We start from the raw sequence: 13,113 nt of genomic DNA on the forward strand, positions 1-13,113 counted from the left end.
TTAGATCTCTATTCCCAATACAGTGGCAAGCATAGCCTGTCTTGTTGGCACTCCGTTGGCTGCCTGTTCAAAGTACTTTGCATGTTTAGTTTCATCCAGGTCTGTGGATATCTCATCCACCCTTGGAAGGGGATGCATTATGATCATCTCATCCTTGCACTTGTCCAGGATATTGTCCTTATTGATTACATACACTCCCTTTACCTTGTTGTACTCCTCCTCATCGGGGAATCTCTCCTTCTGTATCCTTGTCATATAGAATACGTCCACCTCAGCCAGGATATCTCTGAAGTCCTCTACGATGTGGTACTTTATTCCCGCTCTCTCCACATCCTCCAGCACATACTTTGGCATCTGAAGTGATTCTGGTGCCACAAAGTACATCTCTGCGTCGTAGTGAGTCAGTGCCTTGGAGAGGGAGTGTACCGTTCTTCCATACTTAAGATCTCCCACAAAGGCTATCTTCAGCTTGTCTAAGCTGCCTCTTTCCTTCTTTATGGTGTAGAGATCCAGAAGAGTCTGGCTTGGATGCTGGTTGCTTCCGTCCCCTGCATTGATTACCGGAACCCTTGCTGTTTCTGCAGCCAGCTTTGCCGATCCGTCTAGGGGGTGTCTCATTACTATCACATCTGAGTAAGCCTCTGCCATCCTTATGGTATCGCTCAGGCTCTCTCCCTTCTTGAGGGAGGTCCCGTCTGGAGAATCAAAGCCCAGTACCTGTGCTCCCAGCCTTTGGGCTGCCGAGTAAAATGAAAGTCTTGTTCTTGTGGATGGTTCAAAGAAGAGGGCTGATACTACCTTCCCCTTTAATAGTTCCGGCTGAGGATTCTCCTCCAGCCTTTTTGCCATCTCCAGGATCTTCTCGATCTGTTCCTTTGTTAAGCTTCTCATTGAAATGATGTCCTTCATGATTCTCCCTCCTTATAAATTTCTAAAAAAAATGGGAATAGCAACTACAAATCACATTGTAGTTACTATTCCCATATATCTTTTAAATATAATATTAAATAAATTAGAAACAATAGATAAATCTTTAAATAACGAAGATAAAATATTGGATGGACCTGTCAGAAATTTTAACTTTTTCCTCTTAACAACTAACTTGTTCAGCATCTCCATCCCTCCTTCATTTTTTCACTTCGAAGAGTATACCAACTTTTGTTTTAAATTACAAGAGTTTTATTTAAAAAAAATCTTAAATTTTTCTCTGAAAAAGATATAACCGATATTACGCTCCCTTTTCACCCTTTAATTTTTCTTCCTTTAGCTCAAGGACTCCGCTGTCCCTTCTCTTGCTCACACCCTCAAAAATTCCTCCATCCTCGATTACCAGGTTAGCTGTAAGAACATTTCCCTCTACTCTTCCCCCACTGAGGATCTCTACTGTGCTGCACTCTACATCTCCCTTAAAGATTCCGCTTACCACAACTCTCTCTGCTGTAAGGGTTCCCTCTATCCTACCGCTTCTTCCAATAGTTACTCCGCCGGTAGACTCAATATTTCCCCTCAAGTACCCATCTATATTCAGGTTGCACTCTAGGTTCATATCCCCCTCTATTCTTGTTCCTTGTGCGATAGTAGTTGTCCCTGCAACTGAAATGTTCTGTACTGCTTCCTTATCAGACCTACCAAAGATTGCCATTTTATATTTTTCTCCTTTTCAAATAGTGTATTGTAATTCTCCAGATTCCACTTAGCAAAGTTAATTGGATCCAGCTTTTTACCTAAATAGTGTATCTCATAGTGGAGATGAGGTCCCGAAGACCTTCCTGTATTTCCGGTTTTACCGATCTTATCCCCCTTGGAAACTACGTCTCCCACCTTTACATCTATCTTGCTCTGGTGGGCGTAGTAGGTTTCAAATCCAAAGGCATGAGATATTATGGTGAGCTTTCCAAAGGTACCATGCCTTCCTGCAAACTTAACAACTCCGTCGGCAGGGGCTATTATCTGTGTCCCCACAGGCGCTCTGAAGTCTAAGCCCCAGTGATTCATTCTTGTTTTTAATACTGGATGGATCCTCGATCCATACTTACTTGTATATATGGTAAAGGGGGTTATAGGGTTTCCGCTGGGGATTATATTAAGCAGGTGCTCCCTCTCTGCTGCTGTAAGCAGGGCTATATCAAGCCTCTCATCTATACCGCCTCCCGAGTCCACATCTGAACCTATTATACTCTCCACCGCCTGAAGCTTCTCATTTAGATTATCCAGCTCCATCGCCTTTCCTGCTATCTCCTCCTGGATACCATCCATATCCGACTGGAGCCTCTCATTTTCCCTCTGAAGGTGGTTATACTCCGATGCCTTCTGTCCCAGGATGATAACGCTTACTCCCAGAATAAGAAAGATTCCGGCCACTCCTCCCACTACATATAGTAAATACTTTTTCATCACCTGATTTAAGGTATAGTGTTTAGATCCTTTTACATCTGTTATCGTTATGTACAAGTTATCTCTCATGAAGTTAGCCCCTTTATGTTATTCATTCAGTGTAATTACAATTTTACAGAGTTTTATGGAAAATATCAACTGTATAATCTCTGATTTCCCTATCTTTTCTTCTCTAAATTATATCCAGCTGAACTTTTTATTTAGATATTTTGTTTATGGATTGCTATTTTTCTTTAAGGTTGGTCTTTATAAAGTGTATTATTGTACACTTTAATTTTCTGAAGCTGTGGTTGCAGCCCATGTCAGGTCTTTTTTCTTCCAAAAATTTAGAGGTTAAGTCTGTAAACTCCCCTTCGGTGAGGTGGGATTCATCAACTTGACCCCTCCAGAGCTTTCAGGACATTAAAAATAAAAAAAGCTATCACAGTCATAGATAAAACAAGTTCATACCCCTGTGATAGCCTTTTAAATATAATTCCTTTAAACTACGCCGAATCCCTCTTTCTTATATTTCCTTCAAATATTCCACCGTCTCCTATTATAAAGTTTCCAGCTGTTATCCTACCTATCATGGTTCCACCGTCCATTACCTCCAGCATATCACAGTCCACCTCTCCCTCTATGATACCGCTAAGGGTTATCCTCTTGGAGGTGACGCTCCCCTCTACCCTTCCGTTTCTCCCTACCAGTACCTCTCCAGTGGTAGATATACTTCCCTCATAGTATCCCTCTATATGCAGATTCCCCTCCAGGGTCAGCTCTCCACCCCTTATGGAACCTCCAGCGGAGATCCTAGTATCCTCTGGCGAATCTTCTCTCTTTTTTTTCCTCTTAAATATACCGAACATCTTCATCTACTCCCTTCCTAAACATTTTTTCTATCTATAAACATGCTACTTCTACTTAAACTCATATTTTCTTGGATACCTGTAAGTATTCTTCCTCTCACATAGCTCCAGTCCACCCCTTAAAGATCTGTCGCATCCTAAACTTCCTACAATTCTAAGTTGTTTTTATGTAAATTATGTGATGGATTCATAGGTTTTTCCGTAAGTTTTGTGATCTTCACAGAGAAATTTCAGACTTCCCTCTCCTCCCCTTACACTGCCCTTAAATTTGCATAAAGTTTAGCTTGAAAAACGATCGGTTTTAAAATTTTAATATATAATAGTAGAGCTTTATGGAAGATATATGTAATGTAATTAGAGAAAGGAGAGAACTATGAAAAAATTAATTACAACTATCCTCTTGGGGATGATACTTGCAGCTCCAGCTGCTGGAGAAAATAAGAGAGTAAAATTTGGAGCAGGGGGGGCTGCTGCTGGAGCCGCTGCTGGATACCTCCTGGGAGGAAATACAAAGAGTACCGCCATTGGAGCTGCCCTGGGAGGAGCTGCCGGAGCCCTCAAGGGACACAGCGACATGAAGCAGCAGCAGGAGGAATTTGAGCAGACCCTTGCAGATACTGGGGTTAGTATAGTAGAGGAGGGAGACAACCTCAGGCTCATCATGCCTGGAAATCTTACCTTTGCCACTAGCAGCTCAGATATAAATGCTGACTTCTATCCTGTGCTTTCCTCTATAATGAATATATTAAAGAAGTATGATGATACCCGTCTCACAGTTACAGGGCATACAGACAGTACTGGAAACCTGGAGATAAATAGAAGACTTTCTGTGGAGAGGGCCGACAGCGTCAAGGACTACTTTGTCTCCCAGGGAGTTGCAGATATGAGGATCTTTGCCCACGGGATGGACAGCAGGATGCCTATAGCTACCAATGATACCCCTGAGGGAAGGGAAGCCAACAGAAGAGTTGAGATAGAGATCACTCCAAACTCCATATAATTGATAAAATCTAACAGTTGTAAAGTAGGTTTTTACAGTATTTTGTAAAAAAGCCGACTTTACAACTGTGTTTTTTATTTGTGACTTAAATTGATTTTATATTATTTTATAATAACTGTTCTGTAAATTATAGGACTATCGTGGTATTGTAAGCGTTTGCTTACATTGTTTTTTTCAAATTAATTGATTTTTTTTAAATATTTTTTCATCGAATTTTAATCTTTTTTTCTAAATATTGAACATTTTTATAAAATTAAATAATTGTTTAAAACCATTGATTTTTGGCGTTTTTCAAGTGATTGCTTTCACTTCTGTAAAGTTTGTACCACTTTTTTGCACTTTTCGAACATTAAATCCTATTTATTGGATAGTTTTTGCTGTTGACACATTCAACTTTTTTCTGTATCATAAGTTTCAAATCAAAAACAAAGTTATATTTAAACTTGGGAGGACAAAATGGCAAAACTAGAAAAGAACTTTGGATTTATGACTGCTCTTACTACTGTTGTAGGGATGGTTATAGGTTCTGGTGTATTCTTCAGACCAAACGTAGTATTTAAAGCAACTGAGGCACCTGGTATCGGAATGGTACTTTGGGTAGTTGCTGGAATTATATCTATTGCAGGAGGACTTACTGCTGCAGAGCTGGGAGCGGCAATCCCAAAAACTGGTGGTATGATCGCCTGGCTTGAGGAGGCTTTCGGTAAGAGAGTAGCTTTCCTTCTTGGATGGACTCAGGCAGCAATCTTTATGCCTGGAACACTGGCGGCACTGGCAATCATCTTCGCAACTCAATCGGTAAGCCTTATGGGGCTTGGACAGGGAGCTATCGTTCCTATGGCAATTGGATGTATCGTGTTACTTGCAGCAATGAACTCTATCAGTTCAAAGCTTGGAGGAGGGATCCAGGTTGTTTCAACTGCAGGTAAGCTAATACCATTATTTGCTATCATTATATTTGGATTTATGAGACCTGAGGGAGGAGCAGCTAACCTGTCTCCAATGTTCCCAGAGGCTCTTTCAGAGGGTAAAACAATGTTCGCAGCTGTTGGAGCAGCTCTTGTATCTATCATGTTCGCATTTGACGGATGGATCAACGCTGGAGTTCTAGCTGGTGAGATGAAGAACCCTGCAAAGGATCTTCCAAAGGCAATCGTTGGAGGACTAGCTGGTATCACTGTAATCTATGTTCTTATCAATATAGCTTACCTATATGTTCTTCCTGCAGATGTTCTTGCTAACTCAGCAACTCCTGCAGCAGACGTGGCAATGGCTCTGTTTGGACCTATTGGTGGTAAGTTTATCACTGCTGGTATTGCAGTATCTATCTTCGGTGCTTGTAATGGATATATGCTTACTGGTATGAGAGTTCCATATACTCTTGCTTCAGAGGGGCTTCTTCCTGGATCGGATAAGATCGGTAAGATCCACCCTAAGTTTGGTACACCGGTAGCATCTTGTGCTCTTATCTCTGTACTGGCTATCCTTTACACACTGTCTGGACAGTTCAACTTACTAGCTGACCTTACAATATTTGTAATCTGGGTATTCTATACTCTTACTTTCATAGCTGTTATCAAGCTGAGAAAGGATCAGCCAAACCTACACAGACCATACAAGGTACCTCTGTTCCCGATAGTGCCAATCATCGCTATTATCGGAGGAACTTACATTGGAGTATCTACATTCATTAATACTCCTGTATATGCTATTGCAGCATCCCTTGCAGCACTAGCTGGTCTTCCAATCTACGCTATGCAGAGCAAGAAGAAAGCAGCTACTGCTTAATTGAAAATTAAAAGGATGACTCTAAGAGTCATCCTTTTTTTATTTCCCTATATATCACTTTCTCTTCGCAATCCTCTTATGAATTCTGTTACTTTGTCTTGACACAAAGTAACCAAAGGTCAAGACCTTCGGCAATCGACTTTTCCAGAAAGTTCAGAGTTTCTCTTCCTTTTATTGGCTCTAGATAGAACCTAAACTGTTCGACGGAAAGAGGTAACATATACTGTGACGCCTAAACGTCTGCCTACGGTCACTTTATATTTCTATTTTAGACTTTTCAAACATACCTTTTGTAGTTCGTCTTAAATCTTTTTTCTAATTAATCCTCACAAAGTTCCTTACATTAGTTTAGGATAGCTTTGCTCGTCATATTACTCTGGTGCCTTTAAATTCGTGGTAATTTGTGATAATTCGTGACAGAATTTTTATAGATTTTTCCACTTCCTGCTTATCTAAGTAAGTTTTTCAACTTTAATTTTTTATTAATGTCCTCTTTAAAACTCCCATAGAAAAAGGATTTCTATACCTTTTATCTAAAAGACTAGTGATAAATTTAGTATTACTGGGAGGTTAAAATGACTAAAAAGCAGATAATAACCATTCTTGCACCATATTCCTGGTCGGCGGCAATAGTGCCGGTTACCATTACGACCCTTTTCTACCTCTATCAGGGGGGAAGCTTCAGGTTGGACCTTATTGTAGCCATACTCCTTGCTGCAGTGTTGGGGCAGAGCTTTACCAATATAGTAAACTGCTACTCGGACTTTATGAGCGGGCTGGACACCGAGGACACGATATTTGACTCTGCAGGTTCAGTTATTGTAGGGGAGGGAGTTGATCCCAAGGATGTGAAGAAGCTCATGGGCTATGTATTTATAATCTCCATCATCCCCATCCTCTACCTTACCTATATACGAGGTCCCCTCGTACTAATCTTTGGAGGGATAGGAGTCATCTCAGGTCTCATCTATTCAGCGGGGCCCCTTCCCATCTCCACAACTCCCATCGGGGAGATCTACTCGGGAGTAGTGGACGGCTTCTTTATCTCAGGGCTCTCCTACTTCATATACTCAGGGGGGCTTTCCTGGGAGATCTTTTTCATCGCCATCCCGGCAGTGCTGTGGGTAACCACAATGACCTTTACCAACAGTATCTGTGATATGGAGAAGGACAGTTCCCACCGCCTTACCCTTGCCCTCCTTTTGGGAAAGGAAAGGTCTATCCTGGCTCTGAAGCTCTTCTATCTGGGGATGTTTTCCTTCCTCATAGGAGCTGTAGCCATTGGTCTTCTTCCAGTATCTATGCTCCTTCTCACCCTTACCCTACCTGTTATCTGGAGGAGACTCACAGGGATAACCACAGAAAACACCACTATGAGGAATAAGTTTCCCCTAATGGGTCTATCCTGTGGTTCTGGGATAATCTTCTTTAAGGTCTACACCCTTATTATGGCAGGGGAGATAATCTGGAGGGGAGTGATGCCAGGATGAAGTTAAAAGATATAGAGACCCAGGAGTATTTTAAACTTATCGATGGAGAATATATGAAGGAGCTCTCCTCCATCACCTCAGAGAGGGAGGTCCAGACAGACTTTAAAGTTGCATACCTCATCCTCCACTTTCACATCTCTGGGAATGAGGAGGGGGAACAGGAGAAAAACATCCTTCTGGGAGACCTCTTTATATCCATTCTCACTGGACGCCTCACCTCAAGGGACAGGGGGCTTCTAAGAAGGATTATTCACAGGATATCCCACTGTCACTCTCAAAGGATTATGGGGAGGGCAGTATGCTACAGGGAAGAACTCCTTCCCCTTGCAAGGGAGGTGGCCTATGCTAAAGGAGATCTTTAGAGATGACCTTATAAGAATAGAGGAGAGTATCTATACAATTATAGAGGAGATAGAGGATCTCCTCATAAGGAAGGAGGTCAAGAGGCTGGTAGCATCTGGGGGGAAGAGGCTCAGACCCCTCTTCCTCATCTGGTCTGCCAAAGCTGGTACTCTGAATGATAGTTGCTACAGGGCTGCTGCTGCCCTTGAGCTCCTCCATACAGCCTCCCTCATCCACGACGATATTATAGACAAAAGTTTTATGAGAAGGGGAGAGGCTACCACCCTTAAGATCCACGGCGGGGAGGAAGCCACCTCCATAGGGGCTGTTCTCTCCCTCTTTGCCATAGATCAGATAACCTCCCTGGGAGATGAAGGGGTGTCCCGCCTTCTGGTCTCCACCCTAAAGGACCTCTGTATGGGAGAGATCAAGCAGCTGGAGGAGAGATATAGCTTTCAGTGCACATACGAGGACTACCTGGAAAAGATCGCCAAGAAGACTGCCTCCCTCCTGGCCCTTCCCTGTATTGCAGGGGGTATCCTCTCTGGAGCCAAGGAGGATACAAGAAGAGAGCTCTTTTCCATAGGGTTTAATATAGGGTGTGCCTTCCAGATCCTGGATGATATAAAAGATATCACCTCCTCCCCGGAGGATACAGGAAAGGAGAGTGGCGAGGATATCAGAAGCGGTATAGTGACCCTTCCCTACCTCCTTCACATGGAGGAGGATGAGGAGTTTAAAGGGTGGATTGAAGCTCTTTCTCCCCACTCGGAGAAGGAGGATTTTCATAGAGTTGTTGATGCAGTTAGAAAATCTACGGCTATTGAGAGATGCTACCAGATAAGCAACTCCTATCTGGAGAGAGCTTCCAGATCCCTCTCTGCTATCGCTTCTCCTGAAGCGAGGAAGGGATTCACCTTTGTCATAGATCACCTCTACAGGAGGTAGAGTAATTTAAAGTTATCAAATATATCCCTTCCTTAACTAGGAGGGAGGGGTTGAAAAAGGAGGAAACATGAAGGATATTATTGTTATCGGAGCCGGCCCTGGAGGACTTTCCACAGCCATGCTCCTTGCTCATAGAGGATACAATGTAAGGGTCTTTGAAAAACAGGGGTATATCGGAGGAAGAAACTCTCAGATAAAGCTGGGAGACTACTCCTTTGATATGGGCCCCACCTTCTTTCTCATGAAGGAGATCCTGGAGGAGATATTTACAGAAACCGGAAGAAATCTTGAGGACTATGTGGACCTCATAGAGATAAATCCCATGTACCGTTTAAAGTTCGGAGAGGGGAAGACCTTCTATCCCTGGTCGGCTTCTGAGAAGGAGAGGATGATAGAGGAGATCGAGAGGGTCTTCCCTGGAGAATCAGGGGGCTACCTGGAGTATCTCAGGAGGGAGGAGGAGAAGTTCCAGAGGCTGATCCCCTGCCTGCAGATTCCCTACTCTAACCTTGCAGACCTTTTTAAGCTGAACTTTATCAAGGCTCTTCCCTACCTGGATGCCCATAAGTCTCTCTACACCTCTCTGGGAAGATACTTTAAGGAAGACCTCCTCAGGCTTTCCTTTACATTCCAGGCAAAGTATATCGGGATGTCCCCATGGGAAGCCCCGGGAACCTTCAGTATCATCTCCTACCTGGAACACAAGATGGGAATCTACCACGTGAAGGGAGGACTGAACAGACTCTCCCATGCCATGGCTGAGGCTGTTGTAGAGGATGGAGGAAGTATCGAGGTCGACTGCCCGGTAAGGGAGATCCTTTTTGAGGGGAGAAAGGCTGTCGGTGTGGAGCTTGCCGACGGAAGAAGGATAGAGGGAGATCACGTCATCATGAACGCTGACTTTGCCATGGGGATGAAGAAGCTCATACCAGATGCCCTGAAGGACAAGTACAGCGACACCAACCTCCAAAAGAAGAAGTACTCCTGCTCCACTTTCATGCTCTACCTGGGGCTAGATAAGGTCTACGAAGATCTTCCCCACCACAACATTATCTTTGCTAAAAACTACAGGGAAAACATTGCCGACATAACAGAGAGAAAGATCATCTCCGAGGATTTTTCCTTCTATGTTCAGAATGCCTCTGTATCAGATCCTACCCTGGCCCCAGAGGGAAGGTCCGCCCTCTATGTACTGGTGCCGGTCCCCAACAACAAGTCCAGCATAGACTGGGAGAGGGAAAAACACTCCTACAGGGATATGGTTATGAGAGCTCTGGAGAATGAAGGTGGCTTTGAAGGCATCTCGGAATCTATAGAGGAAGAGAGGATAATCACTCCTGCAGACTGGGAAAAGGAGATGGATGTATACCTGGGAGCTACCTTTAATCTGGGACACCAGGTCTCCCAGATGCTCATCCTGAGACCCCACAATAAACTGGAGGGATATGAAAACCTCTATATTGTGGGAGGAGGAACCCATCCTGGAAGCGGACTTCCCACAATCTATGAATCTGGAAGGATTACAGCCAACCTCATCCACAGGGAGGTATAGATATGAATAGCTTTGCCTTCCTGAGACTTGTATCATCCTTCTATAAAAAGAAACTTCCAGACCTGAAGAAGATCCAGGGGAAGGGACTCCTGGCTGTAAAGGTGGCCCAGCACTATGCTCTGAGGGCTGACTTTCTCTCTGAGGAGATGTGTACCCACCTGAGCAAGCTCTATACCCACAGCTATCCTGCCAGGGAGGAGACCCTCTCCCAGCTCATAGGAGACGAGGAGTACCTCAGGAGCAGCTTTACCTCCTGGGAGGAGAAGCCCTTCTCCTCTGCCTCGGTGGGGCAGGTACATAGGGGAGTCACATCCACTGGAGAGAGGGTTGCCATCAAGGTAATCAGGGGAAGCTTCAGGGAACCCTTTCTGAGAGACCTTCAGAGTATAGAGGGACTTATAGAGAGGATTAGGGGAGTGTGGCCCAAGTTTAACAAGATCTTCAATCCCATAGGGATCCTTGAGAATATTAAAAACTATACCCTGGAGGAGTTAAACCTTCTCCACGAGTACCGGGATACTGAGGAACTCAGGGGGATAAGGGATAGGTGGATAGAGGAGTTCGATCTCTCCACCCTGGATTTTCCCAAGCTCTACAGGGAGCTCTCCTCTGAAAACCTTCTGGTATCCCAGTATATAGAGGGGGAAACCTTTGACAGCCTTTTAAGCAGAGAGGCCCTTACCTACGATACCCTCCTTGAGCTCTTCAGGCTTCACAGCTTCTATATCTTCAGGGTGGGAACCTTTCACGGTGATCTTCACCCTGGAAATATAATCCTTGGAAGGGACAATAAGATCTACCTCATAGACTGTGCCGGTCTCTCCAAGATATCTCCAAAGCTTCAGAGGGGACTCTTCTGGTTCTTCTACTATCTCAGCAGGTATGACTACCATGGGGCTGCCAGGTACCTCAACAGGATGTCCCTCATCCCCATAGAGGGAGAGGTATACGATGAATTTCTGAATAAGTTCCTTCTTCTCTACCAGGACTTCAAGGGAGCCACCGTTTCTGAGATCAGTCTTACCAGACGGATGATGGAAACCATTAAGATGGGAATCAACTCTGGAATGGATTTTGGAGATGGGATGTTCCCCGTCATAAAGAGCCTTATGTATCTGGATGGAATGGTTTTAAGGTGTAAGCCAGAAGCTGTCCTCATGGAGGATGTGAGGGAGTTTACAGACTACCTCATAGACTGGATTCCAAAGGAGTAAAAACTAAAAATGATTCGCACCTTTCTCTTGTACCCCAAGGACATTTCTTCCCTATGGTCAGGTCAAAAAAAGATGCCTATACAAAAAAATTACCACGAATCCCCCAAGAGAACTTCTTCGCTACGCTCACAGCGTTAAACGAATTAGGATTTCAAATTAAAATGCTGTCTGCAGGTAGTCGTCGGACTTCACTTAAAAAGCTTACTTCAAATTGCGTTTAACTTCTTTAGGCTCTGTAGAGAGCCCAGGAGAGCAATGGAAACTATGTTCTTACTTATAAAGACAATTACCGAAAGACTTGATTTTTTGGATACCTTTGTATCAAGACAAAAGTATCGAATTTTCTTTGGTTCGTTTTTCCTTTATTCTTACTTTACTTTAGTAAACTTTAGAAGAATGGTATGTCCGACTAGAAATAAACCATATAACGTACCTTATATAAAAACCTTATCGATTAACTTTTGAGATCTTTTAAAAGTTTCATAATTTAATTTACAAAAAAGACCTGAAGGTACTACCTTCAGGTCTTTTATTCAGATATAGTTTTCAGTGCTGCTATCTGTTCGCTGTTTCCAAGAACCAGGAGCTTATCTCCCATATTTAGTACAGTATGAGATCTGGGGTTCAGCTCTACCTCCCCCTCCTTCTCTATACCTATAACTATGAGGTTAGTCCTCTGAGGGATCTTGGCTTCCCTCAGGTTGCTTCCTACCAGTTCACTCCCCGTCTTAAGGGGTACCGATGCAAAGTTCAGCCCCTCCAGACTGTGGTTTTTACTCATTACATCCAGAAAGCTCACTATCTCGCTCTGGGTTGCCGTAGCAAACATCCTGTTGGCTGCTATCTCCAGTGGGGATATTATCTTATCCGCTCCGGCCCTTCTGAGCTTCCCCTCACTACTTGCCTCTACAGCCCTTGTAATTACCCTTATATCCCTATTCAGATCCTTGGCACTGAGGGTAACAAAGAGGTTGTCTGCATCGGTAGATAGTACCGAAAGAAGAACCCCAGCCCTCTCTATACCAGATTTTTTAAGGATCTCATCATCTGTGGCATCACCAAGGACATAGAGGATGTTATCCCCATACCTGGCTACCATCCCCTCTATACTTTCAGGAGATTTTTCTATCACCACAAAGGGGTACCCCTTATTCATAAACTCCTCTATGAGCTTCTTTCCCGTCCGTCCATTTCCGGCGATTATATAGTGTCTCCTCAGTTTTTCAATCTTCTTATTCATCTTTACACTCCTCAGGTAGGTTCTCATCTCCCCCTCTACAAAAAATGTGGTGAGGCTGGTAGCTGCATAGATTACCACACTTATTCCGGAGAATATCAGGCCGCTGGTAAAAAGCCTCCCTGCAGGTGAGAGGGGACTTACCTCGCCAAATCCCACTGTGGAAAGGGTTATTGCCGTCATATAGAGGGCATCTGTAAGGGTATAACCCTCTATATAGATATATCCCAGGGTTCCCGCTATTCCAATTCCCAAAAGAACTGCCAGGGCCCCCCATACCTTCTTCAATTCTTGATCCAT

Annotated in this window: 13 protein-coding genes; 7 read left to right on the plus strand and 6 right to left on the minus strand. The window is 43.8% G+C overall.

Annotated elements, in window-relative coordinates:
• The 5 genes from pyrB to QMG11_RS02560 all read right to left on the minus strand — a co-directional run bounded on the left by pyrB (nucleotide 1) and on the right by QMG11_RS02560 (nucleotide 3,248).
• The gene (gene pyrB / locus QMG11_RS02540; protein ID WP_281833227.1) at nucleotides 1-909 is read right to left on the minus strand and encodes an aspartate carbamoyltransferase; all 909 of its coding nucleotides are present in this window, start codon (nucleotides 907-909) and stop codon (nucleotides 1-3) included.
• Nucleotides 910-960: 51 nt separating this feature from the next.
• Complete coding sequence (locus QMG11_RS02545) at nucleotides 961-1,113, minus strand: hypothetical protein (protein WP_281833228.1); 153 nt, start codon at nucleotides 1,111-1,113, stop codon at nucleotides 961-963.
• 115 nt (nucleotides 1,114-1,228) lie between these two features.
• The gene (locus tag QMG11_RS02550; RefSeq protein WP_281833230.1) at nucleotides 1,229-1,642 is read right to left on the minus strand and encodes a bactofilin family protein; all 414 of its coding nucleotides are present in this window, start codon (nucleotides 1,640-1,642) and stop codon (nucleotides 1,229-1,231) included.
• Complete coding sequence (locus QMG11_RS02555) at nucleotides 1,555-2,463, minus strand: M23 family metallopeptidase (RefSeq protein WP_281833232.1); 909 nt, start codon at nucleotides 2,461-2,463, stop codon at nucleotides 1,555-1,557. Before QMG11_RS02555 ends, QMG11_RS02550 begins: the two co-directional genes overlap by 88 nt.
• A 416-nt stretch (nucleotides 2,464-2,879) precedes the next feature.
• Nucleotides 2,880-3,248 (minus strand): bactofilin family protein, encoded by a 369-nt coding sequence (locus QMG11_RS02560; protein WP_281833233.1) that lies wholly within the window; start codon nucleotides 3,246-3,248, stop codon nucleotides 2,880-2,882.
• A 367-nt stretch (nucleotides 3,249-3,615) separates the two neighbouring features.
• Between QMG11_RS02560 and QMG11_RS02565 the strand changes: the two genes are divergently transcribed.
• The 7 genes from QMG11_RS02565 to QMG11_RS02595 all read left to right on the plus strand — a co-directional run bounded on the left by QMG11_RS02565 (nucleotide 3,616) and on the right by QMG11_RS02595 (nucleotide 11,576).
• Nucleotides 3,616-4,242, plus strand: coding sequence for a YiaD family glycine zipper/OmpA-like lipoprotein (locus QMG11_RS02565; RefSeq protein WP_281833234.1), 627 nt, complete (start codon nucleotides 3,616-3,618; stop codon nucleotides 4,240-4,242).
• 456 nt (nucleotides 4,243-4,698) lie between these two features.
• On the plus strand, nucleotides 4,699-6,030 hold the full coding sequence (locus tag QMG11_RS02570) for an APC family permease (protein ID WP_281833236.1): 1,332 nt from the start codon (nucleotides 4,699-4,701) through the stop codon (nucleotides 6,028-6,030).
• A gap of 575 nt (nucleotides 6,031-6,605) precedes the next feature.
• Nucleotides 6,606-7,520: a prenyltransferase gene (locus QMG11_RS02575; RefSeq protein WP_281833237.1), complete on the plus strand. Its 915-nt coding sequence runs from the start codon at nucleotides 6,606-6,608 to the stop codon at nucleotides 7,518-7,520.
• Nucleotides 7,517-7,882 carry a hypothetical protein gene (locus QMG11_RS02580; protein ID WP_281833238.1) on the plus strand — a complete coding sequence of 122 codons (366 nt, stop codon included), beginning with the start codon at nucleotides 7,517-7,519 and terminating at the stop codon, nucleotides 7,880-7,882. Before QMG11_RS02575 ends, QMG11_RS02580 begins: the two co-directional genes overlap by 4 nt.
• Nucleotides 7,863-8,810 (plus strand): polyprenyl synthetase family protein, encoded by a 948-nt coding sequence (locus QMG11_RS02585; protein ID WP_281833239.1) that lies wholly within the window; start codon nucleotides 7,863-7,865, stop codon nucleotides 8,808-8,810. The genes QMG11_RS02580 and QMG11_RS02585 overlap by 20 nt, the downstream gene beginning before the upstream one ends.
• A 67-nt stretch (nucleotides 8,811-8,877) precedes the next feature.
• On the plus strand, nucleotides 8,878-10,362 hold the full coding sequence (locus QMG11_RS02590; RefSeq protein WP_281833240.1) for a phytoene desaturase family protein: 1,485 nt from the start codon (nucleotides 8,878-8,880) through the stop codon (nucleotides 10,360-10,362).
• A gap of 2 nt (nucleotides 10,363-10,364) precedes the next feature.
• Nucleotides 10,365-11,576 carry an AarF/UbiB family protein gene (locus tag QMG11_RS02595; RefSeq protein WP_281833241.1) on the plus strand — a complete coding sequence of 404 codons (1,212 nt, stop codon included), beginning with the start codon at nucleotides 10,365-10,367 and terminating at the stop codon, nucleotides 11,574-11,576.
• A gap of 529 nt (nucleotides 11,577-12,105) precedes the next feature.
• Here QMG11_RS02595 and QMG11_RS02600 read toward each other — a convergent pair.
• A complete protein-coding gene (locus QMG11_RS02600) occupies nucleotides 12,106-13,113 on the minus strand; it encodes a potassium channel family protein (RefSeq protein ID WP_281833243.1) in 1,008 nt (335 codons plus the stop codon).

This window comes from Propionigenium maris DSM 9537 (genome assembly GCF_027925155.1).
Taxonomy (GTDB): domain Bacteria; phylum Fusobacteriota; class Fusobacteriia; order Fusobacteriales; family Fusobacteriaceae; genus Propionigenium; species Propionigenium maris.